29 protein-coding genes and 1 tRNA gene are annotated in these 26,403 nt (G+C 61.1%); 21 read left to right on the top strand and 9 right to left on the bottom strand.

Annotated elements, in window-relative coordinates; genetic code table 11:
* The first annotated feature begins 655 nt into the window (after window positions 1-655).
* Window positions 656-1,288: a biliverdin-producing heme oxygenase gene (locus tag KKP04_RS13415; RefSeq protein WP_215032476.1), complete on the top strand. Its 633-nt coding sequence runs from the start codon at window positions 656-658 to the stop codon at window positions 1,286-1,288.
* Between the two features lie 59 nt (window positions 1,289-1,347).
* Here the strand turns inward: KKP04_RS13415 and KKP04_RS13410 are convergent, their stop codons facing one another.
* Both KKP04_RS13410 and KKP04_RS13405 read right to left on the bottom strand, forming a co-directional pair.
* Entirely contained in the window at window positions 1,348-3,717 is a 2,370-nt protein-coding gene (locus tag KKP04_RS13410; protein ID WP_215032473.1) for a GAF domain-containing protein, read from the bottom strand.
* 295 nt (window positions 3,718-4,012) lie between these two features.
* Entirely contained in the window at window positions 4,013-4,672 is a 660-nt protein-coding gene (locus KKP04_RS13405; RefSeq protein ID WP_215032495.1) for a response regulator transcription factor, read from the bottom strand.
* Window positions 4,673-5,287: 615 nt separating this feature from the next.
* Between KKP04_RS13405 and pufB (KKP04_RS13400) the strand changes: the two genes are divergently transcribed.
* From pufB (KKP04_RS13400) to KKP04_RS13365, 8 genes are all read left to right on the top strand, one after another.
* On the top strand, window positions 5,288-5,440 hold the full coding sequence (gene pufB, locus KKP04_RS13400) for a light-harvesting antenna LH1, beta subunit (RefSeq protein WP_215032470.1): 153 nt from the start codon (window positions 5,288-5,290) through the stop codon (window positions 5,438-5,440).
* A gap of 24 nt (window positions 5,441-5,464) precedes the next feature.
* Window positions 5,465-5,659 (top strand): light-harvesting protein, encoded by a 195-nt coding sequence (locus KKP04_RS13395; RefSeq protein ID WP_215032467.1) that lies wholly within the window; start codon window positions 5,465-5,467, stop codon window positions 5,657-5,659.
* Window positions 5,660-5,775: 116 nt separating this feature from the next.
* Window positions 5,776-5,928 (top strand): light-harvesting antenna LH1, beta subunit, encoded by a 153-nt coding sequence (gene pufB / locus KKP04_RS13390; protein ID WP_041788591.1) that lies wholly within the window; start codon window positions 5,776-5,778, stop codon window positions 5,926-5,928.
* A gap of 23 nt (window positions 5,929-5,951) precedes the next feature.
* The gene (locus tag KKP04_RS13385) at window positions 5,952-6,155 is read left to right on the top strand and encodes a light-harvesting protein (protein ID WP_215032464.1); all 204 of its coding nucleotides are present in this window, start codon (window positions 5,952-5,954) and stop codon (window positions 6,153-6,155) included.
* Window positions 6,156-6,597: 442 nt separating this feature from the next.
* Window positions 6,598-6,750 (top strand): light-harvesting antenna LH1, beta subunit, encoded by a 153-nt coding sequence (gene pufB, locus KKP04_RS13380; RefSeq protein ID WP_251134108.1) that lies wholly within the window; start codon window positions 6,598-6,600, stop codon window positions 6,748-6,750.
* A gap of 447 nt (window positions 6,751-7,197) precedes the next feature.
* Entirely contained in the window at window positions 7,198-7,407 is a 210-nt protein-coding gene (locus tag KKP04_RS13375) for a hypothetical protein (protein ID WP_215032461.1), read from the top strand.
* Window positions 7,408-7,691: 284 nt separating this feature from the next.
* A complete protein-coding gene (locus KKP04_RS13370; protein ID WP_215032459.1) occupies window positions 7,692-8,237 on the top strand; it encodes a hypothetical protein in 546 nt (181 codons plus the stop codon).
* A gap of 77 nt (window positions 8,238-8,314) precedes the next feature.
* A complete protein-coding gene (locus tag KKP04_RS13365) occupies window positions 8,315-8,488 on the top strand; it encodes a hypothetical protein (protein WP_215032456.1) in 174 nt (57 codons plus the stop codon).
* Window positions 8,489-8,575: 87 nt separating this feature from the next.
* On the opposite strand, the gene KKP04_RS13360 is transcribed toward KKP04_RS13365, so the two are convergent.
* Both KKP04_RS13360 and KKP04_RS13355 read right to left on the bottom strand, forming a co-directional pair.
* Window positions 8,576-8,652, bottom strand: a tRNA-Arg gene (locus KKP04_RS13360).
* A 187-nt stretch (window positions 8,653-8,839) separates the two neighbouring features.
* Window positions 8,840-9,217 carry a hypothetical protein gene (locus KKP04_RS13355; protein WP_215032453.1) on the bottom strand — a complete coding sequence of 126 codons (378 nt, stop codon included), beginning with the start codon at window positions 9,215-9,217 and terminating at the stop codon, window positions 8,840-8,842.
* Between the two features lie 53 nt (window positions 9,218-9,270).
* Between KKP04_RS13355 and KKP04_RS13350 the strand changes: the two genes are divergently transcribed.
* The 4 genes from KKP04_RS13350 (at window position 9,271) to KKP04_RS13335 (ending at window position 13,686) form a co-directional block, all read left to right on the top strand.
* Window positions 9,271-10,350, top strand: a complete 1,080-nt coding sequence (locus tag KKP04_RS13350; RefSeq protein WP_215032450.1) for an RluA family pseudouridine synthase — start codon at window positions 9,271-9,273, stop codon at window positions 10,348-10,350.
* 103 nt (window positions 10,351-10,453) lie between these two features.
* Window positions 10,454-11,377: an RNA polymerase sigma factor RpoH gene (gene rpoH / locus KKP04_RS13345; protein ID WP_215032448.1), complete on the top strand. Its 924-nt coding sequence runs from the start codon at window positions 10,454-10,456 to the stop codon at window positions 11,375-11,377.
* A 240-nt stretch (window positions 11,378-11,617) separates the two neighbouring features.
* On the top strand, window positions 11,618-13,255 hold the full coding sequence (gene aceB / locus KKP04_RS13340) for a malate synthase A (RefSeq protein ID WP_215032445.1): 1,638 nt from the start codon (window positions 11,618-11,620) through the stop codon (window positions 13,253-13,255).
* 155 nt (window positions 13,256-13,410) lie between these two features.
* A complete protein-coding gene (locus tag KKP04_RS13335) occupies window positions 13,411-13,686 on the top strand; it encodes a DUF1153 domain-containing protein (RefSeq protein WP_127076874.1) in 276 nt (91 codons plus the stop codon).
* An 18-nt stretch (window positions 13,687-13,704) separates the two neighbouring features.
* Here KKP04_RS13335 and KKP04_RS13330 read toward each other — a convergent pair whose 3' ends face one another.
* A complete protein-coding gene (locus KKP04_RS13330; RefSeq protein WP_215032442.1) occupies window positions 13,705-13,980 on the bottom strand; it encodes a hypothetical protein in 276 nt (91 codons plus the stop codon).
* A 355-nt stretch (window positions 13,981-14,335) separates the two neighbouring features.
* On the opposite strand from KKP04_RS13330, the gene KKP04_RS13325 reads away from it, so the two are divergent.
* Together KKP04_RS13325 and KKP04_RS13320 are read left to right on the top strand one after the other, a co-directional pair.
* Complete coding sequence (locus KKP04_RS13325) at window positions 14,336-15,427, top strand: polysaccharide deacetylase family protein (RefSeq protein WP_215032439.1); 1,092 nt, start codon at window positions 14,336-14,338, stop codon at window positions 15,425-15,427.
* On the top strand, window positions 15,424-15,933 hold the full coding sequence (locus KKP04_RS13320) for an N-acetyltransferase (protein WP_215032436.1): 510 nt from the start codon (window positions 15,424-15,426) through the stop codon (window positions 15,931-15,933). Before KKP04_RS13325 ends, KKP04_RS13320 begins: the two co-directional genes overlap by 4 nt.
* 39 nt (window positions 15,934-15,972) lie before the next feature.
* On the opposite strand, the gene KKP04_RS13315 is transcribed toward KKP04_RS13320, so the two are convergent.
* Window positions 15,973-16,962, bottom strand: coding sequence for an MDR family oxidoreductase (locus KKP04_RS13315; RefSeq protein WP_215032433.1), 990 nt, complete (start codon window positions 16,960-16,962; stop codon window positions 15,973-15,975).
* A 566-nt stretch (window positions 16,963-17,528) separates the two neighbouring features.
* Here KKP04_RS13315 and nagZ point away from each other — a divergent pair.
* Window positions 17,529-18,539 (top strand): beta-N-acetylhexosaminidase, encoded by a 1,011-nt coding sequence (gene nagZ / locus KKP04_RS13310; protein ID WP_215032430.1) that lies wholly within the window; start codon window positions 17,529-17,531, stop codon window positions 18,537-18,539.
* A 42-nt stretch (window positions 18,540-18,581) separates the two neighbouring features.
* On the top strand, window positions 18,582-19,541 hold the full coding sequence (locus tag KKP04_RS13305) for a ScpA family protein (RefSeq protein ID WP_215032427.1): 960 nt from the start codon (window positions 18,582-18,584) through the stop codon (window positions 19,539-19,541).
* Between the two features lie 265 nt (window positions 19,542-19,806).
* On the opposite strand, the gene KKP04_RS13300 is transcribed toward KKP04_RS13305, so the two are convergent.
* A complete protein-coding gene (locus KKP04_RS13300) occupies window positions 19,807-20,172 on the bottom strand; it encodes a hypothetical protein (RefSeq protein ID WP_215032424.1) in 366 nt (121 codons plus the stop codon).
* A gap of 407 nt (window positions 20,173-20,579) precedes the next feature.
* Here KKP04_RS13300 and KKP04_RS13295 point away from each other — a divergent pair, with 407 nt between their 5' ends.
* Window positions 20,580-21,371 carry a ceramidase domain-containing protein gene (locus KKP04_RS13295; RefSeq protein WP_215032408.1) on the top strand — a complete coding sequence of 264 codons (792 nt, stop codon included), beginning with the start codon at window positions 20,580-20,582 and terminating at the stop codon, window positions 21,369-21,371.
* A gap of 59 nt (window positions 21,372-21,430) precedes the next feature.
* On the top strand, window positions 21,431-21,802 hold the full coding sequence (locus KKP04_RS13290) for a hypothetical protein (RefSeq protein WP_215032405.1): 372 nt from the start codon (window positions 21,431-21,433) through the stop codon (window positions 21,800-21,802).
* A 37-nt stretch (window positions 21,803-21,839) separates the two neighbouring features.
* Here KKP04_RS13290 and KKP04_RS13285 read toward each other — a convergent pair whose 3' ends face one another.
* Window positions 21,840-22,583, bottom strand: a complete 744-nt coding sequence (locus tag KKP04_RS13285; RefSeq protein WP_215032402.1) for a class I SAM-dependent methyltransferase — start codon at window positions 22,581-22,583, stop codon at window positions 21,840-21,842.
* A gap of 224 nt (window positions 22,584-22,807) precedes the next feature.
* Between KKP04_RS13285 and KKP04_RS13280 the strand changes: the two genes are divergently transcribed.
* Entirely contained in the window at window positions 22,808-25,204 is a 2,397-nt protein-coding gene (locus KKP04_RS13280) for an RND family transporter (RefSeq protein WP_215032399.1), read from the top strand.
* Between the two features lie 209 nt (window positions 25,205-25,413).
* Window positions 25,414-25,686 (top strand): hypothetical protein, encoded by a 273-nt coding sequence (locus tag KKP04_RS13275; protein WP_215032396.1) that lies wholly within the window; start codon window positions 25,414-25,416, stop codon window positions 25,684-25,686.
* Window positions 25,687-25,731: 45 nt separating this feature from the next.
* Here the strand turns inward: KKP04_RS13275 and KKP04_RS13270 are convergent, their stop codons facing one another.
* The gene (locus tag KKP04_RS13270; RefSeq protein ID WP_215032392.1) at window positions 25,732-26,403 is read right to left on the bottom strand and encodes a molecular chaperone DnaJ; all 672 of its coding nucleotides are present in this window, start codon (window positions 26,401-26,403) and stop codon (window positions 25,732-25,734) included.

Genomic DNA, 26,403 nt, shown 5'->3' with positions numbered 1-26,403 from the left:
TCTCTCACGCCTCGTCAACGGCTGGCCGATGCGCAAAATCGATGAACTCATGCCTTGGGCCTATGCCGCCAGCCAAAACGCTGATCCCATGGTCTGAGAACACCGCTAACGTCTGACTCGTGTTGCGGTGTTGCGATTCCGCAGGTGGGCGGATCGTGATTGCCTACCCTTGCGATTCGAAGGGAGGCAACATGACGGCGCCCCCCCTTTGCTAGCAGACCTGAACGTCACGAGCCTCAATGTCGCCAACGCGGTTTCTGGGTGGTCGGGTTCTCTGCCCTCGTCAATTTGTCCGACGCTCGCCCTCCCGCGAAACGACCGCTATGAGATCGAAAGCAAACATCGCCGGAGTCCGATCCGCTCTTATCGAAAGCGCCGTTGGCGTCCCCGACAGGCTTCGAACCTGTGACCCCAGATTAGGAATATGCATGCTTTGGCTTAAACTTCTATTCGCATAGAAACTCGTTTTACAACGGATTCACAAAGGGCCGTGAAAATTCATGACACGGCGCATCCGTTTGTAAAACCATAATAGACCTTAGACCTTCTTAACGCGGCTTGGTTCTGGCAGCGTCAGCTCTCCTCCTCGCGCCGGCGAGGGTTTGAGTTTTTGTCGTAAAGATATAATTTGCGTTGTCCGAGAAAGGTCTATCCGATGTCTGCCCAGACTCGCATCGCAGTCAATGTCCGAGATCAAGTCCGGCTGGCTACGCGCGCTGCCCATCTGCGGCTCGAGGCCAAGATGGACTTCGACAGGCGTCTGACCTCATTGGAAGCTTATCGGTCGCTCCTTGAGGACTTCCTTCGTTTTCTCAGGCCAATCGAAGACGCGCTGGGTGCGTTGGATTTGAAGACGTTCGGGATCGATTTTTCGTCGAGGCGCAAATCGAGTTTGCTTGAGGCGGATCTCAGAGACCTCGGTCACGACGCAGCAAGTCTCAACAGCTTGCCCGGTTCGTGCCTGCATCGGCCGAGAGATATTCCCCAGGCGTTCGGCGTGCTGTACGTTCTGGAGGGGTCAAGCCTCGGTCGTGAGGTCATGCTGGGCAAGCTTAAGCCGAGCCTGCATATAAGCCCGGTCTGGGCGGGACGCTTTTTCAACGGCTATGGCAGGACCACCGGCGCAATGTGGCGCGACTTTGTTAACGCCCTAAACGATGTGGGTGCGGAGCCGGACGCCGCGCGTATCATTGAACACTCCGCTTTGGCGACCTTCACCGCCTTTGAAGAATGTTTGCGAATGCCGGGAACCGTCTCGCAAGCAGCGATTGCGAAGCCGTCGCTTTAAACATTTGCTTCCGCCAGATGCCAGCCTTTGCACACCGCGTCCCCGCAACGGCGGTTGGATCATACCGGCACCGCGATGAAAAGCGTGCACCCGTGCCCCGGGGACGACTCGACCTCAATGGTGCCGGAAACCAGCGAGAGGCGTTCGCGGATACCCAACAGGCCGAGGCGTCGCACGGGTGCGCCGTGTTGGTCGCGCTCGCCGGGCGAAAAGCCGCGCCCGTTGTCCTCTATGATCAGGCGAACCTCCTTCTCGTTTACCTCCAGAAGTACCGCAACCCGCGTTGCCTCTGCATGCTTCGCAATATTGGTAATGGCCTCCTGCACCACTCGGTAGAGTGTGGTCTCAACCGTGGGATCGAGCCGCCGTTCGATGGACGGCAGGCGCAGGTCGAACTGCATGTTCAAACGCTCGCCCCAGGTCTCGACCAGGTGACGAATAGCGGTTTCCAAGCCGAGATCGTCGAGCGCCGTGGGACGGATTTCCCAAGCCAGCCGGTTCATCTGTGAACCGAAGCCATTGGCAATCCCCTTCAGCGCGTTGAGCTGGCGGCTGATCTTATCGCTCTCGGGGAGTGTATGCCCAAGCTCATCAAGGCCAAGCTGTAGCAGCGTAAGCGTCTGTCCTAGGCTGTCATGCAATTCACGCGCAATCCTGCGCCGCTCGGCTTCCTGCTCTTCAACGGTGGAGCGAAGCACCTGCGATAGCTCGGTCTCGACCAGAGCGCGCTGCCGGGCCTCCTCCTTGAGTTCGGCGGCTACGGCTTGCCATTGTTCGAGGCGGCGGTCGAGTTCGGCGCTCAGCGCTTCCTGTCTGCTTCGAGCCTCCTCGCGTTCGCGGGAAAGCTGATCGATGCGCCGCAGGATCACCTCCATGAGCGAAAGGCGCAACACCTTTGCGGCCTCTACGTCGACGCTCCGCCAAGGGTGAGAATGCAGCCGGACCGACTCCTTCCAGGCGGCAAAGCTCTTGCGCGGCGATATGTGCTGGCCTCCGTTGACGGTCTCGACGGGTTTGTTAGGATCGCCAGCCCAGATGACGGTGCGCAGCGCTTCCGGTCTGAACCAGAGCACGTAATCCCTCGGCGTCTTCGACACCGAAAGCGCGATAAGGCCGCTGGCAACGTCGGCAAACTCGACAGCGGGCGGATAGAGGAGGGGCAGTCTGTCCGTATGAAAGACACCTGCGGCAACCGTATCGTTCAGCCAGCCGACCAACGCCGCAATCTGCTTTTTGCGCGGCGTGCGGCCAAGTCTCGTATAGTGGTTGTCGAGCCACAGTCCAACGCCTTCAGCGGGGATGTAATCGAGCAGGTTCGGCCGATAACGGGTTAACCCCTCGGCCATACCCGCCACGCTGCTCATGTGGGTCACGAGTTCTTCGTGGATGCGCTTGCTTCGAAGTTGCGCCTCGAATTCCTCAGCGCCGACCCTCGTTTCGAGCCTCGAAGAAGCCATTTGCGCAAACAGCTCACACGCCATCCGCAGGCGATGAGAGATGAAGCGGGGCTCACGATGATGACATGCGATCAGCCCCCAAAGCCGCCCTCCCAATATGATCGAGAGCGACATCGATGCCACCACGCCCATATTCGCCAGATACGCCAGATGCATCGGCGAGACGCTGCGGATCCGGCTTTGGCTCAGGTCGAGCGGCTCGGCATTGCGGGCGTCGTCCATGGCCAGGATCGGCGCGGGCGTGTAGCGGGCATCGGGGATCAATCGTAGCCAGTTGGTGAGATACAGCTGGCGCGCCTGCCGGGGAATGTCGGAGGCGGGATAATGGAGCCCCAGAAAAGACTCCATCCCTTCGCTGCGCGCCTCTGCTTCGACGCATCCGCTGTCGTCCGGCAAAAAGCGATAGACCATGACGCGGTCGAAGCCCGACACGCGGTGCATCTCGACGGCTAAAGCCTGACAGAAGGCATGCACGCTTTCAGCCTGTTGGACGCGCGCCAGCATGGTCTGTACCAGCGCCAAGGTATCCTCGGGGCTGTCCTGTAACAGAGGCTCCAGCTCCAGCACGACATGGTTGCCGCTGCGATAGACAAATGTGTCGATCGATGTCCCGTCGTGTTTGCCGAGAATGTCGAAGGCATGGACGGGCCGTATCAACGATCCTTCGGTATCCAGCAGGGTTCTCAGGCGCGATACGCGGTCTTCAGCGATCCAATCGGACAGACTCTGGCCCAGCAGGTCGACCGGCTCGGCGCCGAGCATTCTCCCTGTGTCTCCGCCAGCCTGAAGGATCTCGAGATTTGCAGGATCGACAGCGAGCAAAGCGCCATGGGGCTGTATCGATCCTGGTATATGGATCGGCTCGCGATCACAGTTCGATATATCGGCTCCAAACGCGGGAGCGGCGCCGCTTAAGCCACCGTTTGCGGCAAGGCCGCCTTCGCCGCCTGCGACCTTTTTTCTGGACCGCATAGGTTCTGCCTCGGAAGCGAGCGGCGAAGAGCTTTCCCTAAGGTGCGAGCTTGGGACAGGCTTTGCTACCCTCGCAATCGTTGGGTTAGAGCTGCACCAATCTAAACTCAGCCGCCCGGGAAGGAGCAAGCAAGAAGGGAGAGCCCATGAAGATTATGCGGTGAATCCTGACAAGGTCGTCGATGAAAACCCTACAAATTGCGGCAATCACTTACGGGATATTCGCGACAAATTTACAAAAGGGCGTCGAGTTTGCAGGAGCTTGCGAGCGGTTTGAAGCGGAACGCCCTTTCGATCAGCTTGCGGCAAGCCAGCCCTTCCCGATCGCATACCCCATCAAATCGACCCGGTTGTCGAAGCCGAGCTTATCCATTGCTCGCGCCTTGTAGGTTTCGACGCTCCTGACGCTGATGCTCAGGATATTTGCGATCGCCTTATTGCTGTGCCCCACCGAGGCCAAGCGCAGCACTTCGACTTCGCGTTCGCTGAGATCGGCTCCTGCCATCGCAATCTCGGAAGGCCTTTCAAGTGTCCAATCGACAGCCTGCGCGGCGATTGCTGGATCGAGATACATACCGCCAGAAGCAACAGCATGGATCGCTCGAAGGAGATCTTCGGCAACCGACCGCTTGAGCACGTAACCGGCCGCGCCGACTTCGATCAGCTTGCGCAAGTAGGCGCGATCCTCATGCACGGTCAAGACAACGACCTTGCAATCCGGAAGTTGAGCGTGCAACCGCCGTGCAACCTCCACGCCATTGAGCCCAGGCATGGACAAATCGAGCAAGATCATGGCGGGCTTAAGCCCGATAGCCATTCGAAGCGTCGTTTCTCCGTCTAGCGCCTCGCCGACGATTTCCACCTCGGGATCGCGATCAAGCAGGGAACGAACGCCAGCGAGCACCACAGGATGATCGTCGGCAATGAAAACGCGGAGGCGACATGGCTCGGTCATAGCGGTACCCGGGTAAATCAAAGTGCGAAGCTGACCTGGAGCAGACACAACCTGGAGCGTACTCGACGCAAGGGACTCAGGCGACATGGCAAACTGCCGCCATGCGATACGAGGAACGGAAAGCACGCGAACGACGTTTGGGATGGGTTCGAGGCCCACTTGAGGCGTGGTCCTGCTGGATTGCCGATGCGCGCAACGCGGCGAGACCGGCTAAAGCCCCCGCCGCCCTTCGCGCAAGGCGAGCCGACGCGCGCTGAAGCTGGCCGTCGGCGTGCCGCCGTTCCGGGCGCGCGCGTCTTCACAAATCGAATGCTTACCAAAGCTGCGTGGATTTCGATCTGGCTGTAAGGGCGATGCCCTCGTCCGTCAGTATTAATACGTACGTGACGTTGATCGGAAACCACTACAAGCATAAGTAAAACTACGCACCAAAAATATATGACGTATGTATAAACTACGGTTGTGTCGCCGTGCCACAGTATTGTTGCGTCAACTCGAATTGACACATCTCATCGTATGCCTATGCTGACACTGCTACGGCACCGTTCCGCTTTCGGGCTGTTAGCGCAACCTAACGTGCGGGTTCAGCACGAGTATTCTTTATTGGAGATATCCATGGCAGACCCAAATAAGGTCTATCCGACCGGTCTTACGCTGGCTGAAGCCGAGGAACTGCACGGCTACGTGATCAACGGCACGCGGACTTTCGGCGCCATCGCGGTCCTCGCGCATGTGCTTGCCTACGTCTTCACGCCTTGGCTTCATTAACCTGATCTCAAAGGAGAACTACACATGGCCGATATTGATGGACAAGCCAAGATCTGGCTCGTTGTGAAACCTGAGGTTGGGTTGCTGTGGCTTCTTGGCGGCGTCGCTTTCACGGCGGTGCTTGTGCATGCGGTGCTGCTGGCGAACACGAAGTGGTTCCCCACCTTCATCGAAGGCAAGGCCAAGGTCGCGATCGAACGCGTCATTCCGAACGCCTAGCACTTCTCAGCACATTGTAGTGTCGCCGTAGGAGGAGATGGGTTTCCATCTTCCTCGGCGATTGCAGTGGCACACCTTCGTGCAGGTTCAGCACGAAATACTTTGGAGGTACCATCATGGCGGATCCAAAAAAAGTTTATCCGACCGGTTTGACCTTGGCTGAAGCCGAGGAACTTCATGGCTACGTGATCAACGGCACGCGCGTCTTCGGCGCCATCGCCGTCATCGCTCACGTTCTTGCCTATGTCTACACCCCTTGGCTCCACTAACCCTGTAAGAAGGAGAAAGACTCATGGCCGATACTGACGGACAAGCCGCCATCTGGCTGTATGTGAGACCCTCGATCGGAATTCCGCATTTCCTTGGCGCGGTCGCTATGATCGCCCTGGTCGTGCATTTGGGAGTTCTGGGCCACACAACGCTGCTCAAGAAGTTCTTCAATGGCGAAAAGTTGAAGGCTGCCTCGATCAGCTACGTCCTGCCGAGCAACTCGTAAGCGCGGGCCAGAAGTTCGCGCCTTGGAGATAGCTTCAGGGCCGAGCCTTCCCGCGTGCAGCTGCCTCAACGCCGCTTGCGCGCGGGATTCAATTTAGCTGCGTTTCGTATGCTTGATTTTCTAATCGTGAAACGCTTCAGTGGCGTTATAGAAACTGCTTTCTGATGCGATGATTATTAGGCGTATTTAAGTCAATACACATTTCTTATGTAGAAAACTGATTTTATATTACAACTATCGTTGTGCCTGTGTGGATAATACTGACAAGATTGAGTGTTTTTCATGCTTGTCGCGCGACAGAACGTTAATTAATATCTTCGTATGCCAACTAATACGGCATCAGCAGTGTTAAGGACTTGCTTTGAGCTACGTGGCGTGCTGGAACGAACTTGGTGCGCGGGCTCTGGACGGCGCTTACTACAACCTTCGAGGACTTAAGATCATGGCGGACCCAGTGAAAGTATATCAGAGTGGCCTTACGCTCGCAGAAGCCGAGGAGTTGCACAGCTACGTTCTAAGCGGCACGCGGGCTTTTGGCGTGATAGCGCTGTTTGCGCACTTTCTCGCTTACGCTTTCACGCCCTGGCTTCACTGAAGAGCTGTAGAAGAACAACCGTAGTGGCCGACGCAGATTAACCAGATACCTTTGGCTTCTGCTGGTGAAATTCGCACTCGAGTTACATTCGCCGGTGGCGCATGTGAAGCTTACAGTTGCGCGCTCAAAGTCGAGCGGCATTCGCCTTAGCGCCAGGGGACATCCTGGCAACGAAATGAAGTACGTAGTTCAGCCATATACGTACTCCAGGCCCGACCTCCTAACGGGCGTTTACCTGCGCACAGACGATCAGCCACGTCTGTGCGCAGTTTTTTATCTCGGAGCGTGGAAGCCGATATATTATATTATAGACATAAGCATTTGCATTGGATGCACCGTTGATGTTATCAGATGCGACAAACTGAATAATTGAAATAGCGCTGGTGCTGGCGTTACTAGAGAGAAGTACAGTCGTACTAATCACCTCTCTATGAAAGGCTTCCTGCGATGGGATTATTCGGAACAATCATCGGGCTTTTTCTCATGTTAACCGGCCTTCCCTTCTTGGCTGCTGGCCTCGGCTCTGAGAATTTGCTGTCAGACCCAGGAATGAAGCTATATGAGGTTGCCTTCGGTGCCGCGCTTATCATCGCTGGCTTTGTGATTGGAAAGTTCTGGAGTCTTAAAGTAAAGCCGAAGCGCACAATAATCGAGTGAAAGCTGCCATTCTGGGAAGCACGGTCGGCTGTCCATCAGATCGGAATTGGAGCGGTTGGGGCCCATAGCCGCGACTGCTCTGAAAGAATATTTTCGATCTCGGAAGCATTATCCCGCCTAAGCATGCCAAACGGTTGGCAACCGCATGCGGTAACACAGCGCGCCATTTTGAGCGAGCTTGCACCAGGTCTCTGTCTGGAGAAGCGTCTTCGGGGCCAAAGCGTGGCACTCTATCGACGGTCATCCTGGCTTACAAGGAAAGCCCGGAATGGCGCGAACTGTCGGTGAGAACTCGTTCCGAGCGGGAGCGGCATCTCGCAAAAATCGAGGCTGCCTGGGGCGACCTTGTCGTTAGCGGTCTCGAGGCCCGCCATGTACTGAAATTGCGCGATCAATATGCGGCTACGCCCGGAGAGGCGAACAACGTCGTCCGCTCTTTGTCGTCGCTGATGTCGTGGTCAATCCGCCGGGGATGGCGGACCTACAATCCGTGCGCCAAGGTCAGGATGCTTCGCATTGGCGAGGGGTATGCTCCTTGGTCTTGGGAGGACATTGAGAGATTTCGCACGCATGCGCGCGCCGATCTCTGGTGGGCCGCTGCCTTGGCCCTTTACTCAGGTCAGCGGCAAGGGGACGTCCTCAAGATGTTGTGGTCGGACATCCAGGACGGTTTGCTGGCGGTGACCCAAGGCAAGACCGGCAAGAAACTCTGGATTCCCGTGCATGCTAACCTGAGCGCGCTTTTAGGCGAAATGCCCAAGGGCAGCGTTCAGATCCTCACGAATTCAGGCGGTACGCCTTGGACGGCGGACGGCTTCAAATCGTCCTGAGGTGATGAGTTGAAACGGGACGTGTCAAGGAGCTGTCCGAAAAGGAACTCGTATTTCACGGTCTGCGCAAATCAGCGGTGGTGTTCCTGCTCGAAGCGGGATGCACCGATGCCGAAGTTTCGGCGATTACCGGCCAGTCACGCGGCATGGTCGTCCACTACGCACGCCAGGTGAACAAGAAAAAGCTGGCCGCTGCGGCCGTCTTGAAGTGGCAGGCTGCCGGACGGATAGGGACGAACGAAGAACGATAAGACCCGGTGTTTGTAAAACGCCGGGCGCGAAATTGTAAAACGGCGTCTACGTTCTCGATTGTTCCCCGCATAAGTTATTGGAATAATTGGCGTCCCCGACAGGATTCGAACCTGTGACCCCCAGATTAGGAATCTGGTGCTCTATCCTGCTGAGCTACGAGGACTTCAGTCTCATTAGAGCGCGGTTCGCCAAAAGGTCAAGAGCGCTTCGGGTCCAGACGAGGCGCTCCGGAGCACGCGACGGGCCGCGACATCCGGCTGTTCGCGTCTCACTCTGCCTCCGCCGACTGCATATGCCAACGGTCATCCCAGCGGTCGCGGCGGTCTCATGAGCCGATCCCAACGGCGGGTCTATCGGCGCGGAACTTGAAACCGGCCACGCTCCTGCCCATTTTGGGGGTCGAGTACGACAATCGTGTCGCTATTTTCCCCCTTATAATGCAAGATAACCGATCCGTTGTCGGCGGATACGCTCTTGAGTTCGCCCTGCCCCAACGCAAGCGTTTGCGCATAAGGTGTGGCCGATGGCGCTGCGGCCGGGCTCGACAGCACAGGCCTCGCCGGAGATGCCGGGCCGGAGCTGAGTTTCGCCGCCTGCCGCGCAACGCCGTAGACGAGCGCAATGATGCCGACGATGAGTAGGGTCGTCATGATCGTGACGGCGATCTTGAGCATGCGGACGCGTTCAGGTGTCCAGGGGCCGGGAACCGGGCTTTGCGCGTTTGTCATCGGTGGGGATCCAGTCCGGGTACGGCTTTCAAAGAGGCAAGGCAATCGGTTCGATGACGAGCGACGTATTTTCTCCCGCCCGCTACGAAGTTTCGGAAGACGACGCGGGCATGCGCCTCGATCGCTTTCTCGCGAGCCGGATAGAGACACAAAGCCGGGCACGCCTGCAAGAGCTTATTCGCGCGGGACACGTGGTGCGCCTTGCGATCGGGCGCGCGCCAGAGGCATCGACAGACCCGAGCCAGAAGGTTCGCGTCGGCGACGCGTTCGATGTCACCACGCCGCCCGCCGAGGAATACGCGGTCGAGGGCGAGGAGATCGAACTCAAGGTCGTTTATGAGGATGCGAGCCTGATCGTGATCGACAAGCCGGCGGGGCTCGTCGTGCATCCGGGCGCGGGCAACCCCAGCGGAACGCTCGTCAACGCGCTGATCGCGCATTGCGGCGACAGCCTTTCCGGCATCGGCGGCGTGACTCGGCCGGGCATCGTCCATCGGCTCGACAAGAACACGAGCGGGCTGATGGTCGTTGCGAAGACGGACACTGCACATCGCAGCCTTTCGGCGCAATTCGCCGACCACGGGCGGACGGGGGCACTCCGCCGCGAATATCTGGCGCTGGTGTGGGGTGAGGCCCAGCCGAGAGCGGGACGAATCGATGCGCCTATCGCTCGGCATCCAGGGTCGCGCGTCAAGATGGCGGTGGTGAGGAACGGCGGACGCGAGGCCGCGACGGTCTATACGACGGAACGCGTCTTCCGCCTCGGAAAAGAGGAAAGCCAGAGCGGCGCGGCAACAGGGAAGTGGAACAATACAGCCGCGCTGAGTGTCCTTAAATGCAAGCTCGAAACCGGCCGCACTCATCAGGTGCGGGTACATCTCGCTCATATCGGCGTTCCCCTGATAGGGGATTCCGTTTACGGCGCTGGGTTTAGAACGAAAGCCCTTGCCCTTCCGGATGAAGCGGCAAGACAGTTTGCGTGTGCCGAAAGACAGGCACTCCACGCTGCGGGCTTGAGGTTCGAACATCCTTCGTCGAGAAAGGTTCTTTCTTTCCAGAGCCCGATGCCCGAAGACATCGCGCAATTGTGTAAGGCTCTTGAAAGGTTCGATGCAAAACTGTCCAAGAATTAAGATGCGGACGGAAGTCGGGAAGCGTAAGGTGGGTTCAATCGTTCCGGAAACGCGAACGAGTTCTCCAAAGGCAGCGGATTATCCGATGCGGAGGGTTTGAAGCATGAGTTCATTGCCGTCAGTCGCTGCAAGCGGTGGCCTCGCCCGTTATCTCGAAGAGATCCGGCGTTTTCCCATGCTTGAGCCTCAGCAAGAATACATGCTTGCCAAGCGTTGGCAAGAGCATGAAGACGCCAAAGCGGCGCAGAAGCTCGTCACGTCGCATCTTCGCCTCGTGGCGCGCATTGCCATGGGCTATCGCGGCTACGGCTTGCCGATCGGGGAGGTTATTTCCGAAGGCAACGTAGGCCTGATGCAAGCTGTCAAACGCTTCGATCCCGATAAGGGCTTCCGCCTTGCCACCTACGCTATGTGGTGGATACGCGCCGCCATTCAAGAATATATTCTGCGCTCCTGGAGCCTCGTGAAGATGGGCACCACGGCGAGCCAGAAGAAGCTGTTCTTCAACCTGCGGAAGGCGAAGAGCCAGTTGCAGGCGCTGGAGGAAGGCGATTTGCGGCCCGATCAGGTGAAGACGATCGCGACAAATCTCGGCGTCCCGGAAGAAGACGTCATTTCGATGAACCGGCGCCTTGGCGGCGACGCGTCGCTGAATGCGCCGTTGCGCGCTGACTCCGAAAGCGGCGAGTGGCAGGATTGGCTCGTAGACGAAGGTCCGGATCAGGAAACGCAACTCGCCGAAAGCGAGGAACTCAGCCGCCGCCGCGAATATCTCGAAGCGGCGATGGACGGTCTCAACGAGCGCGAGCGCCGCATCTTTACAGCCCGCCGCCTCGCCGACGATCCGCTCACGCTTGAGGAACTTTCGACCGAGTTCAGCGTCAGCCGGGAGCGCATCCGGCAGATCGAGGTTCGCGCGTTCGAGAAGGTGCAGAAGGCCGTGCAGAAGGCAGCAATGAAGGCGGAAGCGCCGCGCAGCCCGGCACCGGGCGGGATGCCGGCCTTTTCGGCTTCGGCGGCACAATAGATCATCGCTCGCGACCGATGAAAGCCAGCCTTGCGCTGGCTTTTTTTCATTCCTTTTTCGGAAGCGCCATTCGGACCAAAAAGCGCGGCCTTTGCATTTATTGGCGCGCCCGCTCAAATTCGCTACCCCGTATAGACCGAAGATTTCATTCGGTTGTACTACTCAGGGGGTATGGACGCGCTTGGTCGACTGCATTTGAATGGATCAAAACGAGGCTTTCCCTCGAAAGGGAGAACGACCATGCCTGCTGACCCGATCCTGCACCTCGCTCTTCCCGATGGGATGAAGATCGCGGGGCCGATCGCACCGGGTTACGACCGCGTGCTCACCCGGCCCGCGCTCGAATTCGTCGCCGAATTGCACCGCCGCTTCGAGCCGCAACGGCTTGCGCTCATGCAGGCGCGCGGCGAACGGCAGGCGGCATGGGACAGCGGAGCGCTGCCCGACTTTCTGCCTGAAACGAAGAAGATCCGCGAGGTGGACTGGACCATCGCGGGCATTCCGGACGACCTCACAGACCGGCGCGTGGAAATCACCGGCCCGACGACGCGCAAGATGATCGTCAACGCGCTGAATTCGGGCGCGAAGGTTTTCATGGCCGATTGCGAGGACTCGCTGTCGCCGACCTGGGCGAATGTCGTGGAAGGCCAGGTCAACCTCGCCGACTACTGGCGCGGCGAGATCGATTTCACCGAGGAAGACACCGGCAAATCCTATGCGGTCGGGCCGAACCCGGCCGTGTTGATGGTGCGCCCGCGCGGCTGGCATCTCTTCGAGCGGCATGTGACGGTGGACGGTCAGCCTTTGGCGGGCGCGTTCTTCGACTTCGGCCTCTATTTCTTTCACAACGCGCAAGCCGCGCTGGCAAAGGGCAGCGGCCCTTACTTCTATCTCCCGAAGATGGAAAGCCACCTCGAAGCGCGGCTCTGGAATGACGTCTTCCTGTTCGGCGAAGAGCACCTGCAACTTCGCACCGGCACCATCAAGGCAACGGTTCTGATCGAAACCCTGCCCGCCGCCTTCGAAATGCACGAGATTCTTTACGAGCTCCGCGACCACGTCGTCGGCCTGAATTGCGGGCGTTGGGACTATATCTTTTCCTACATCAAGACGCTGCGCACCAAGCCGGATCGCATCCTGCCCGACCGCGGCCAGGTGGTGATGAGCAAGGCGTTCCTCAAAGCCTACGCCGAACTCCTGATTCAGACGTGCCATCGGCGCGGCGCGTTCGCCATGGGCGGCATGTCGGCGTTCATCCCGAACCGCCGAGACCCAGAAGTGAACGAAAAGGCGCTTGCCGCCGTGCGCGAGGACAAGCTGCGCGAAGTCGCCTACGGCCATGACGGCACGTGGGTGGCGCATCCCGACCTCGTGCCGGTCGCGCTCGCGGTTTTCGACGAGCACATGCCGCAAAGGAACCAGCTTTCGAAGCTGCGCGAAGATGTCGCAGCCGGGCAAAAGGAGCTTCTCCAGCCGCATGCCGGCACCCGCACCGAGGAGGGGCTTCGCGTCAACACCCGCGTGGGCATTCAATACATCGAGGCCTGGCTGCGCGGGAATGGCGCGGTGCCGCTGTATAATCTGATGGAAGACGCTGCAACGGCCGAAATTTCGCGCACGCAGAACTGGCAGTGGCTCCATCACGCTGCCACGCTGGAAGATGGACGCAAGGTTACGCCCGAACTGATCGAGGCGATCATCTCCGACGAGATGCTGAAGTTGCACGAGAAGCTCGGCGCCGATTACGAGAACGGGCGCTTTCAGGAAGCAATCCGCTTGTTTCGCGACCTCGTGATGAACGGGGAACTCAATGCGTTTCTGACGCTCCCCGCTTACAGGCTGATAGAAGGAAGCGCGATGTCTTCACTTGACCAGTAAAGATCCATATCGAAAATACGTCTTCAGCGTGTATAAGTTAGCAAAGCAACCGAAGGTGGCAAAGAAGAAAGCTTTTTATACCGACCCGGTTAAGCACGTTTTAAATAGGTCGCAATAAAGTTCACCTCAGGTCTTTGATCGCGTGTGAGAGTACTATGACCGACTTGTTCCGCCCTCGCCTTCGCTATGTGCTCGGCCCTGACGGGAGTCCGCTGACTATCGCCGACCTTCCCCCTCCGAACACGAAACGCTGGGTTATCCGCCGCAAGGCCGAGGTGGTCGCGGCTGTTCGCGGCGGCCTCCTTAGCCTCGACGACGCCTGCAAGCGCTACAAGCTGACAATCGACGAGTTTCTGAGCTGGCAGCGCCTCATAGACCGCCACGGATTGCCGGGTCTGCGGGCCACGAAGGTTCAGGACTACCGAAACTGAAGCAGCAAAAGGCGGCGGTTACTGCGCCGCCTTGCCTTCCCCTTCGGCGTTGTCGAGGAACAGCAACCCGTCTTCCAGAGAAACAATTTCGGGTCCGTCGAACTCGTAATCCTCGCCATCCGCCAAACGAATGACGCAACTCTTTTCGCAAAGCGTGAGTTGCTCCCCCGCCTTGATCACCTGTTCCGTCTGTTTGTCGCCTTCAATCACGATCAAGGTTTGATCGGTAGCGTCGCGATTGGTTACGGAAATCCCCAGAGCAGACGCTGGCAACAGCGCGAAGGGCGCAATCATGAATATCCTGCAAGCAAGCCGCATGGTTCCCTCGAGGCAGATGGTACGACGGTGATACGGGCTATGCTTACAAGGAAATGCGGAAAAAGGGGAAGGGTTCTCTTCCGCCTTTTCCTCACTCGCAATTCCTATTTCTTGCCGCCTTTTTTCGGCGGGGCCTTCGCCTCGGCTTTGCCTTTCGGCTTGGCGGCTTCCTTCGGCTTCGCTTCAGGTTTCTTTGCCATCGTCGTATCACCCTTGAAGAACGCGCCAAATCGATTAGGCGCATCACGGAGTGTGCGAGCAACCTCGTCTTAGCGCAATACAAATTTGTGACAGGCAGTAGAAGCTGCTCCCGTCTGAGAGAAGAATGAGCATGAGCCGCCTCGCGCACTTGACCGCCCTATGTATAGCAGCAACCGTTGCTTCGTCGTCGGACGCCCGGGCGGAAGGTCGGGCGGCCCTCGGGGCGTGCTGGTCGGCGGCCGAACTGGCGGGCAAGGCGGGCGAAAAGGCAACCCACCGAGAGACTTACGATCCCACCGTCGAACCGCGCACCGAAGCAGAGCCGCTCGCGCCCGTGGCGCCGGCGCTTCGCGGGTCCATTCGCAGCGTTAAGCTTCCGCCGGGCGAGAAGCTCGTCGCCCTCACCTTCGACCTGTGCGAGAACGCGTGGGAAGTATCGGGCTACGACGCTCCGATCATCGACACATTGCGCAAGGCGGGCGTAAACGCCACGTTCTTTGCGAGCGGAAAGTGGCTGATGGATCACAAGGAACGCGCCCAGCAACTGATGGCCGATCCGCTGTTCGAGGTGGGCGCGCATAGCTGGACGCACAGAAACTTCCGGCTCTTGCCGCCGGGCGAGATGCGACGCGATCTCGCGCTCAATCTCAGCGCCGACAGCCAACTCCGCCGCACGCTTTCCGGCCGAAGCTGCTACCGCCCCGGCACCGGCCCGGTCGACGCAAGCCGCCCGCTCGTTTTTCGCTTTCCGTTCGGCACCTGCAACACAGAGGCGCTCGACGCCGTGAACGACGCTGGCCTGCTCGCCATCCAGTGGGATATCCCGACCGGCGACCCGGCGCCCGCCCAGAGCGCCGATGCCATCGCCAAAAGCGCCGCCACCGCGAAGCCCGGCGCGATCATCGTGATGCACGCGAATGGGCGCGGCCATCACACGGCGGAAGCGCTGCCGCGCATGATCGAGGAGTTCAGAAAGCGCGGCTTCGGGTTCGCCACGGTGAGCGAGTTGATCGCGAAGGGCGAACCGGTGATCAAGGATAGCTGCTACGAGTTGAAGCCGGGGGATAATCTGAAATACGACAAGCTTTTCCCGGCGGCAAACAACAGTGCGCCACCGCCCGCTCCGAAGCCCGCACCCGCCGCGACCGGCTGGGGCGCCGGTGTCAGGAATGCCCCGGCGGCGTCGCACCCCGCCGCGCCAATCACGGCAGACAAGCCATGACCGCCTCGCCGCTCGTACCGTTCGAGCACATGCGCCACGATCTCGACGACGGGGTCGTCTTGAGCCCGCTCACGACCGAAAACGCGAAAGCGCTCGGCACGGCGATGGCGGCGATCCCGCCATGGTCCGTCGTCAACTGGAGCGCGCCCAGCATCGCCGCTTCGCTCCAGCGGGAGGTTCCGGCCCTGACGCGGTTTGAGGTCCTCCAAGATCGGCGACTCGCGGGCATCGTCGCGATCCAGAACCCGTTCCTGCACGGGCCTTATCTTCAGCTTTTCTGCGTCCTGCCGGAATTTCAGGGGCGCGGGCTCGGCCATCGCCTCCTGCAATGGATGGAGGACGAGGCGCTAAAGGGCGGCGCGCGTCAGCTCTGGCTCTGCGTCTCCACGTTCAACACGCGCGCGGAAGCACTCTACCTGCGCTTCGGTTTCGAGGATGTCGGCGTACTCGACAAGCTCGCGATCGACGAGTCGGATGAGATTTTCATGCGCAAGCGGCTGTTCTGACGCGACGCGGCTTGAAAACCGCTCGAAGCTGTCGCGCGCCTACGCCACCTCAAGCACGACGCGGCCGCGAATCTTCCCCGCGACGATGTCCCCGGCGAGCGCGATAGCATCCTTCCACGAATGCGTTGTCGTCAGCGTGGCGAGCTTGGCGCGGTCGAGGTCTTGCGCAAGCCGCGCCCAGGCTTCGAGCCGTTTTGCCTTTGGAGCCATCACCGAATCGATGCCCGCCAGCGTCACGCCGCGCAGAATGAACGGAGCGACGCTCGCGGGCAGATCCATGCCCTGCGCGAGCCCGCAAGCCGCGACCGTGCCGCCATATTTCGTCTGCGCGAGCACATTCGCGAGCGTGTGACTGCCGACTGAATCGACCGCGCCCGCCCAACGCTCACGCCCGAGCGGCTTGCCCGGCGCCGAAAGCTCCTGCCGCGCCACGATCTCCGACGCGCCGAGCGACTTCAGATAGGCTTCCTCTTCCGGGCGGCCGGTGGCGGCATGCACGGGGAAGCCAAGCTTCGACAGCAACGCCACCGCGACGCTGCCGACGCCGCCGGAAGCGCCCGTCACGAGCACTGGTCCCTTGTCGGGCGTCACGCCATGCGCTTCGAGCGCCAGCACGCACAGCATCGCCGTATACCCTGCCGTCCCGATGGCCATCGCCTCCGCGCGCGAAAGCCCGGCGGGCAGCGGCACGAGCCAATCGCCCTTCACGCGGGAAAACTGCGCGTAGCCGCCGAGATGGGTTTCGCCCGTGCCCCAACCGTTGAGCACCACCTCATCGCCGGGCCTCAAGCCGGGATGCGACGAGCTATCCACGATCCCTGCGAAATCGATGCCGGGCACCATGGGCCAGCGGCGCACCACCGGCGCCTTGCCCGTGATGGCGAGGCCGTCCTTGTAGTTCACCGTCGAATGCGTGACGCGCACGGTGACATCGCCGGGCATAAGGTCCGCGTCCGAAAGCTCGATCCACGCGACGGCCTGACCGGTTTCGGTTTTCGTGAGAAGAAGCGCTTCGAACTTTTCCGTCATGGCCGAACTCTCGCGATTGAAACGGTTTGCCAGCAGCGGGGCTGCTTTGGCGACTATAGAAACTTTCGCGGTGTTTCGCGACATGCCGCCGCGACCGTTCGCTGTGCGGACCCCAAGAAAAGCAGGTGTGCGCTAACACCGCCGCTCAAGAAGGGATGACGATGCCCTCGAGTCGCTTGGAAGGCGAGGGCTTTGTCTTTCGGTGCGCTTCGGCGCAAATGAGTTCCAGCTGTTGCAGCGCGTTAGCTGCGCTGCACAACCGAAAACATTTGCGCTTTGCTCCAATCGGCGTGATCATTTCAAAGTTGCCAACGTTTCGAAGGATACACGCCGATGTCTCTGTCGATCGAGTTCGTCCGCATAACCACGGTTGCGGTGTTCGCGTTTCTGGCAGCCTTCGTTCTCGGCGTGGTGTAACGCGCCGACTCCTGCGTTGAAGGGGCGCTGTGCTTCCCAGGCATTAACCCTCGCGAAGTCCCTCGCAACCTCGCGTTGTCGCTCTCGTTGTCGCGCCCCCGAAACGCGCCTATAGTCCTGCCCCAATGAAATGCGACACTGGAGGCATTGTGACACGGCGTGCATTCATCTGCGGGCTGGCCGGCCATTCGTTGAAGCGCGACGAGCGGTCCTTCCTCAGCCAAACACGGCCCGCAGGCATCATCCTGTTCGCGCGGAACGTCGACACACCGAAGCAGGTGGCGGCGCTCATCGACGAGGCGCAGGACGCTGCCGGCGGCGACGGGCGCATGATCGTCATGGTCGATCAGGAAGGCGGGCGCGTGCAGCGTCTTCGCGAACCGTACTGGCCGAAATACCCGCCCGCGCGCGCGTTCTGCGCAATCGACGACGGGGACAGCGCCGAAGCGGCGAACCTCTGCGCGCAAGCCATGGCGGCGGACCTCGCGACCCTCGGCTTCAACACCACCGCCGCGCCCGTGCTCGATGTGCCGATCCCCGGCGCGGACAACATCATCGGCGACCGCGCCTATGGCGAGGACGTGGAGACGGTGATCTCGCTTGGCCGCGCCGTGGCAGACGGGCTTCTCGCTCAGGGCATCCTGCCGATCATGAAACACATACCGGGGCATGGGCGCGCCATGGCGGACAGCCATCTTGCTTTGCCTGTGGTCCACACGCCGCTTGCGGAGCTTGAAGCGCACGACTTCGCGCCCTTCCGCGCGCTGAACGATATTCCGATGGCGATGACGGCGCATGTCGTGTTCACCGCCGTCGATCCCGCCGCGCCCGTCACGATCTCCGCGAAGGCGATCCGCGAGGTAATCCGAGGCACCATCGGCTTCGACGGCCTTCTCATGAGCGACGACCTCACCATGAGGGCGCTGAAGGGCACGCCCGGCGAGAACGCGCGCGCGGCGCTGGCGGCGGGGTGCGACCTCGCGCTTCACTGCAACGGCGTTCTCGACGAGATGCGCGCCGTGGCTGCCGAGTCGCCTGCGCTCGAAGGCGATGCGCGGCGGCGTTTCGAGGCGGCGCTCGCCCGCGTGAAGGCGCCGAGAAGCTTCGACGTTGCGGGGGCTGAGGAAGCGCGCGCCAAATCGCTGGCGAGGCTCGCGTGAATCGCTCAAAGTGATCGAGCGAGGTGTCAAGCGGAGATTCGCGTGAGCGACGAAACGGATAATGGCGGAACCAACGAGACGCGGGCGGAGCGGCCGAATGGCGGCGCCGACGCCGCCGATAGCTGGGACTCGCCGGAGCGCGTCGAGCCGGAAGACGAGGCGGACATTTTCCTTCTCGAACTCGACGGCTTCGAAGGCCCGCTCGACCTGTTGCTGCAACTCGCGCGCACACAGAAGGTCGATCTCGCGAAGCTTTCCATCCTCGACCTCGCGAACCAGTACCTCGCCTATATCGAGGCGGCGCGCGCGCTGCGGCTGGAAATCGCCGCCGACTACCTCGTGATGGCGGCGTGGCTCGCCTACCTCAAGTCGAAGCTTCTGCTGCCGGAACAGGAACAGCAGCAGGACGGCCCGTCCGGCAAGGAGCTGGCGGCGCAACTCGCTTTTCGCCTGAAGCGCCTCGAAGCGATGCGCGAAGCGCTGGCGAGCCTGATGGGGCGGAAGCGCCTCGGCGTCGACCTTTTCGCGCGCGGCATGCCGGAGGGCATTCGCATCGTGCGGTCGAGCATCTATCAGGCGAGCATCTTCGACCTGCTCAAGGCCTATGCCGAGCAGCGCCAGCGCACCGCCGTCATGGAGGTGAAGTGGGGCGCGCGCGTGGTGTGGTCGATCAAGATGGCGCGCGACCGGCTTTCGAAGCTGCTAGGGCCGTTGCCGGATTGGGCCGAACTCGACACCTTCCTCGAAGAATACAAGCCGTCGCCGACGCTCGGCAAGACAGTGACGGCGTCGAGCTTCGGCGCGACGCTTGAGCTTGCGCGCGAGGGGTACCTGGAATTGCGGCAGGATCGGGCGTTCGGGCCGCTTTACCTGAAATGGCTGACTGACAAGCCGAACGGGATCGACGTGCTGGGCGTGGACGTGACGGCCGACGAACCCCGCGGCGACGCGACGGCAGGCGCCGACATCGCGGGCACCGGACTGGCCGAAAACGCGGCCTGATCCCGCGCGTTCGCGATCAACGTCGGCGCCGCCGATTCGCTTATGTGATTCGATTCTCCGGATAGCGAAAAACCTCAGCCGGCCCGGTGCGGATACTCCCCGTCCCGGCTCCTAACGCGCGGAAACAAATAAAAGACCCCGCTCGTCCAAACGAACGGGGTCCAGCTTCAGGCTCGTGGGGAAAGCACCTTGGGGGGATGCTTGTCCAGATTTTTCCGTTTCCTGCCTCTGCGAGCAAGTCACGTTTTGTTGCAAAGTCTTCCGCTCAGTATCCGTCGTTGCGGCAAGGGCGTGCGACGATAACGCAGCGCTTCAGATTCCAGACCTGATGGCCGCCGCCCACGCGCGCCGGGTCGCAATGATATTCGATGACCCTCGCCCTCTCGAAGGTAATGAAGCGCTCGCCATGCGCATTGATAACCTGCTCTTGCCAGCGCTTGATGGCGGAACGGCGCGCCGAACGAATCAGGTGATAGGCATCGCCAGCGGCGCGCACAGGCTCGCGGCAGGCAGCGCGCGCTGCCTTCTCCCTTTCATACTGGCTGGACTTGCGCCCATGGTGTTGCGCGGACGCGGGAAGGCTCATCGTGGCTGTCACCGCCAGGGCCAACAATACTGCTAGAAATCGCATGTTTCACTCCATCTTCCGAGCAAAGCTATCACTACGGACAAGCAAGCAATCATTGGCAATGCCCCCCCGCTCTCCGACTGTAAAAGGCTGCGGCGCTCAGCTTCCGCCAGCTTGACCGGGTAACATAACCGGGGCGGGAAGCAAGCTGACGAATGGTCAATTAACAGTTACCCCCGCTGTTGAATTGTTGAAATATCTGTCGAACTTCGAAAAAGCTGCAATGCTAGACAAATTAAATGTGGAAAAACTGTGGATTAGGAATGTGTGGACACAAATACGCCAAGAATGGCGCTGCATGCGCGCGCATTGCAAATCCCTGCGCATCGCGCGTCTCATGCGAGCGGCTTATTGCCCGCGCCGCGCCGCTGGGCTAAAGCTCGGGCGATGAAGGCACAGGAGAGCGCACCATGGATTTCGGCCCCCTGCTCGTATCTCTGTCCCGTCCCGTCGACATCTATTGCGAGCGCACCAGCGCGGTCTTCGACGCGGAACCGCTCAACGCGATCTCCAATTTTGCGTTTCTGATCGCCGCCTATGCCGCATGGAAGCTTCAGGCCCGGCGCCCGGAAGGGGCGCACAGTGCCGCGATCAAGGCGCTTTGCATCCTGATCGGCGTCGTGGGAATCGGCAGCTTCGTCTTCCACACCATCGCGACGAAGTGGGCGGAATGGGTCGACGTCATTCCGATTCTCGTCTTCATGATCTTCTATTGCTGGATGATCCTGACGGTGTTCTTCGAATGGCCGGCATGGCTCAAGACAGCCGCCTGCGGCCTTCTGTTCGCCGCTACCTTCTATCTTGAGGCGGAGGAGTTCGCGCCCGTTCTCTGGGGCGGTGCGATGTATCTGCCCTCGCTCGTCTTCATGGTCGCGGCGGGCGCGGGGATCTGGATGCGAAACGCGGCGGCGGGCCGGGCCTTCTATGCGGCGGCGGCGCTTTTTGTTCTGTCATTCACCGCGCGAACGCTCGACATGCCGCTGTGCAACGACATCCCGATCGGCGTCCACTACTTCTGGCATCTGTTCAATGCAACGGTGCTCTACCTGCTGGTAAGGACGCTGATCCTGCATGCTCCGGCCCGCATCATGCCAGCCAACGCGCACGGCCCGGATTCGGGCTCTGGCGCCCCTGCTTCGCCTCGCGCCGCCTCCACAGCGACCGATGCGGGAATCGGCTTTCCCCTGTTTCCTCAAAATTGACGCTTTGCAGTCCGACGGTCGACAGATACACCACCACCAAGTATTCGATGAGGTTAATCGTGAAATTTTATTCATACGGCGCCGCACTTCTTCTTTCATTCGGCCTTGCGGCCGGACCGGCTGCGGCGCAGACAACCACCGCTCCCAATCCGTTCGGCGGCACGGCTCAAACGGGCACGCCCGCGCAGGCCGCTCCCGCTCCGAAGAAGACGAAGGCTCCTGCCGCGCTCGGCTCCGGCCAATTCGCAAGCGAGGCCGAAGCGAAGGCCAGTTGCCCCGGCGACACCGTCGTTTGGGCGAACCTCTCGTCGAAGGTCTATCATTACGAGACCGCGAAGACCTACGGCAAGACCAAGCGCGGCGCGTACATCTGCGAGAAAAACACCGCCGCCGCCGGTTTCCGCGCTGCAAAGAAAGAGCAGCGGCCCTAAGTGCCCTCGCGCTCGGGGGAATGTGCTTCCCATGCTGTCAGGTCTTGCGGGCGACGACGAGTTCCAGCGCCGTAAACGCCAGCGGGGGAAGCCTTTGCGGTTTCTCGACCTTGAGACCGGCAGCTTCGAGCGCCTTTGCCCATTCGGCACCGCGGCCGACATCGGCGATGGCGACGAGGCCGCGCGCTCTCAGCACCCGCGCGATTTCGCGGCATGTGGCGGGCCGCGCCGCCTCTTTGTCGAGCGTGTGCAGAAACGAGAGCGACAGCACCACGTCGAACGACTTGTCGACAAACCCGATATCGCGCGGATCGTCGTTGCGCAATTCGACCCGGTCGGCCACGCCCGCCAGATCGATATTGCGTTGGGCTTCTTCGATCGTCGCGGACGCCCGCTCGCTTTCCCACGCGTCGATACCGACAACCATGCCGGTTTTCAGGCGACTGGCCGCGCCGATGGCAAGCAGGCCGCGCCCGGTCCCGAGGTCGAGCACGGTTTCATCCCCGCGCCACCGAACGAGGTTCAGCATGCGATCGCGCACAACGAACTTGCCCTTGAGCGACCAGGCCAGCATGAGCACGCAAGCGCCGAGGCTGAGGCAGCCGAGCGCAAGGAACGTCGGGCCGAGAAGGGGAGCCGTCGCCGCGACATCGTATGACGGCAGCAAATACCCCGACGCGAGTGCCGCCATCCCCGCGAGGAAAAGCCGCGCCAATGCCTTGGGCTTGTCGATCCCGTAATCCGGCTTGAGCGGCCGCCGCGTCCGCAGAGCTTGCTTCATTGAGGTTTAATCTAACTCGGCAATGGTGCCAGTGCGACAACTCGTGAGGCGATCCAGCGCTGCGCTCAATTCATCGTGTGAGACAACGCGTCTCTTAACTCATCGCTCGCCGCAGCCCTTATTTCGGACGACTGTCAACGTTATGCAGCAACGCGGTGGCGGTCTTTTGTGCTTTGCATGGCGGTTTACCGGATGGGCAATCGGATTTTGAGAGGGCATGCTTGATGAACGGCACGGATGGGAACCAGCGACACGCAGGCCCGGAGGCCACAAGCCCTGCTCCCCTGCCTCCCGCGAAGCCCGATGACCTCGTCCTTGGGGTGGAGCGTACCGGGTTGATCGCGCTTCGCGCTCCAATCCTGTCCGCCATTCTTGTCGCCCTGCTTTCCGTCGTTGCCGCTTTCGGCGTGGCCCGGCTGCAAGTGGACGACTCCCTCAGTTCGCTGTTCCGGTCCGACACGCCCGAATTTCGCCAGTTCGAGGAGTTGACGAAGCGCTTTCCCTCCCATGAATTCGACGTGCTGATGGTCATCGAGGGCGACCGCCTCCTTCAGCGCGGCCCCATCGATCAGCTGCGCGACCTCGTGACCGACGTCCAGCTCATCGAAGGCACGCGGGGCATCCTGTCCCTGTTCTCCGCGCGCGAAGCCCCCGAGGCGGGCAAGCTTCCCGGCCCCCTGTTCCCGGCGGACCTGCCCGAGGGCGAGGAATACGACGCTCTCATCAAGCGCGTGCTCGCCAACGACATCATCAAGGGCAAGTTCATCTCCGACGACGGCAAGCTCGTGCTCATCGTCATCGCCATCGATCCCGCCGTCGCCAATGGAGAGGGTATCGCCGACGTCGTGAAGCAAATCCGCGAGACCGCCGCGCAGGATCTCGAAGGCTCCGGCCTCAAGGCGGAGTTGTCGGGCGTGCCGGTGATGCGCCTCGAAATCAGGACCGCCGTCGAGCGCGACCAGCTTCTCTACAACGGCATCGGCTTTCTCGCCGGGTGCCTCATCGCGATCATCTTTTTCCGCCGCCTCTCCTTCATGGTGATCGCGGCGGCGCCGCCTCTGCTGGCGATCCTGTTCGCGCAAGGCGTGCTCGGCTGGATGGGCTTCACGCTCAACACCTTTCTGAACGTGATGACGCCGCTCATCATGGTCATCTCGTTCTCGGACAGCATGCAGCTCACGTTCGCGGCGCGCGACAGGCTCATCCGCGGCGACACCAAGTATCAGGCATTCCGCAACGCCATCCTCATCGTCGGCCCCGCCTGCGTGCTTACGCATGCAACGGCGGCCCTCTCCTTCGTGGCGCTCCTGTTCTCAAGCTCGGACATGATCCGCCATTTCGGCGAAGGCGGCATCATCGCGACCGTGATCGCGCTGTTTACGGTCATCACCGTGCTGCCGGTGCTCGGCGTTCTGCTCGTGCGCAAGGAGACAACCTTCGCCGCGAGCATGAAGGGAGCCGACACCGCCGTCGATGCGCTCCGCGCCTTCTGCGGCTGGATCGCGCATCGCGTCGTTTCGCGGCCGGGGCTCTACAGCGCCATCGCCGTTCTTGCGGTCCTGGGGCTCGCCTCGATCTATGTCGGCCTCGAAACCCGCTATCGGCTCGCCGATCAGGTGCCGGACAAGCGGCAGGCCGTCGCCGCGAGCCAGCGCCTCGACGCGAAGCTCACCGGCTCGAACCCGATCAACGTCCTGATCGAGCTTCCGAAGGGCGTTTCGGCCTACGATCCCCAGGCGCTGAAGGTGCTCGCCGACGTGCATGCCGCCGTGGAGCATCAGAAGGGCGTCGGCAATGTCTGGTCCGTGGAGACGCTGCGCCGCTGGATCGCGGAGAAGCTCGGCCGCTCCGACATCGAAACGTTGCAGCGCTATATCGGCTATCTGCCCGAGCATCTCGTGCATCGCTTCCTGGCGAAGGACGGCGCTGCCGTCGTCGTGTCGGGCTATATTCCGGACGAGGACGCGAACGAGTTGCTTCCGCTCGTGAACCAGCTCGACGCGACACTGAACACCGTTCGCGAAGCGAACCCCGGCTACACGGTTGCCGTGACCGGGCTTTCCGCCGTCGCAGCCCGCAACAGCGCGCTCATGATCCAGCGGCTGAATACGGCGCTCACCATCGAGATCGTGTTCGTGGCCGCGTTCATCGGTCTCGCGTTCCGCTCATTCGTGGTGATGCTGTCGGCGATCCTGCCCGCGATCATCCCCATTCTCGCTTCGGGCGTGCTGCTCTGGCTGGTCGGAAGCGGGCTGCAATTCGCCAGCATCGTCGCGCTGACGGTGTCCTTCGGCCTCGGCCTCTCCGCGACGATCCACTTCCTGAACCGGCTCAGGCGCGAGGACAGGCCCGGACAGCCGCCCGAGCTTGCGGTGGAGCGCGCGACCGTGCTCGTCGGCCCGGCATTGATCCTGACGACTGTGGTTCTGGCCTGCGGGCTTGCCGTCACGGTGTTCTCCGACCTGCCGTCGCTCCGGCTGTTCGGCTGGCTCTCGGCCTTCGCCATGATCGCGGCGCTCGTGGCCGACCTGTTCGTGCTGCGTCCAATCATTATGTTTCTCTTGCGCCTCACACGTCGAAATAGGGTTGAAGCCGCAACGGAGGCGGAACCAGCACAGTAGGGCGTCGTTCTCCTGGAACCCTTTATTTAGAGACGCGACCTTATGACGAGTACACAATCAGGAGGCGTACCGTGAAACCAATCCATGTAATGCGTGCCGTTTATGGTGCAGCCGTAGCTGCTGCCCTTGTGTTCTCGCTCAATGCTTCGGCGGAACCTCGCGCCGGAAGATCTTCGCTGTCGGGCTCGTGGAGCGGCGGGGGCACTGTCATGATCGGCGGCCAGGCCGAACGGGCGCGTTGCCGGGCCAACTATTCGGGCGGCGGTAATACGGTCATGATGAACGGCACCTGCGCGACCGCTTCAGGCCGCGTTTCCCAGACCGCTCGTCTTCGCCGGGTCGGCGCGAACACTTATGTCGGCAGCTTTCACAATCCGCAGCATGGCGTGAGCGGCAGCATGCGTGTAACCGTCAACGGCCGCAGCCAGAACGTGCAACTCAGCGCGCCTGGCGGCTCGGCGTCGCTGACGCTTCGTCACTGAGTTCCAGGATATTACGCCCTGGGAAGCTCGCGCGCTTGCCGGGGTCTATGCCTTGATGTTCTTCAACAGCACGTCCTTCGCCGCGTTGATCTGGGACGCAAGATAATTCGAGCCGCCCTGATCCGGGTGAAAGCGCTTCATGAGATTGCGGTGAGCCGCGAGCACATCGTCGCGTTTGGCCCCGCTCTTCAAACCCAGAATGAGGTAAGCTTCATCGAGCGTCATGGCCCGCGACGGCCCTGAACCGGCGTTTCCGCTTCCCCCGCCTGCCGACCAGTCCGGCGAGACACGGTCGAGCCACGCCTCGAACAGTTTCGCCGCCTCCGCGTCATTGGCCCGAAGCTCGGCGAGAACCTCGCCCCGCTCGGCTTCCGAGAGGTCGGCGAGCGCCTTGCCCTCGAACCGCCCCTTCAGCAGGCGACCGGAAATCGCTCCGGTCCGATGGTCGAGCGTCATGTCGAGCCAGGGCGTGCGGACACCCGAGGTTCCGCCGCCCGCCCCGATCTTGCCTTTGCCGGGGAACCAGCCGGTCCGCTGCATGAAGGACCAGACCGTCATTCCGGCGAGCAACGCCACGCCGATATTGCGCGTGGCGACGAAAGCCGCTCCGAACGCCACGAGCACGACGCTCCCCTTGCGGAGATAAACCGCGAGTTTGCCCATGTCGGCGCGCGACAGGTAGCCGAGCAGATAAAGGGCTACCCCCAGACCGACCAA

This window comes from Rhodomicrobium sp. Az07 (assembly GCF_018619475.1).
In the GTDB taxonomy this organism is placed as follows: domain Bacteria; phylum Pseudomonadota; class Alphaproteobacteria; order Rhizobiales; family Rhodomicrobiaceae; genus Rhodomicrobium.
The sequence above is the reverse complement of the archived record's forward strand: the minus strand, read 5'-3'. Positions and strand labels throughout refer to the sequence as shown.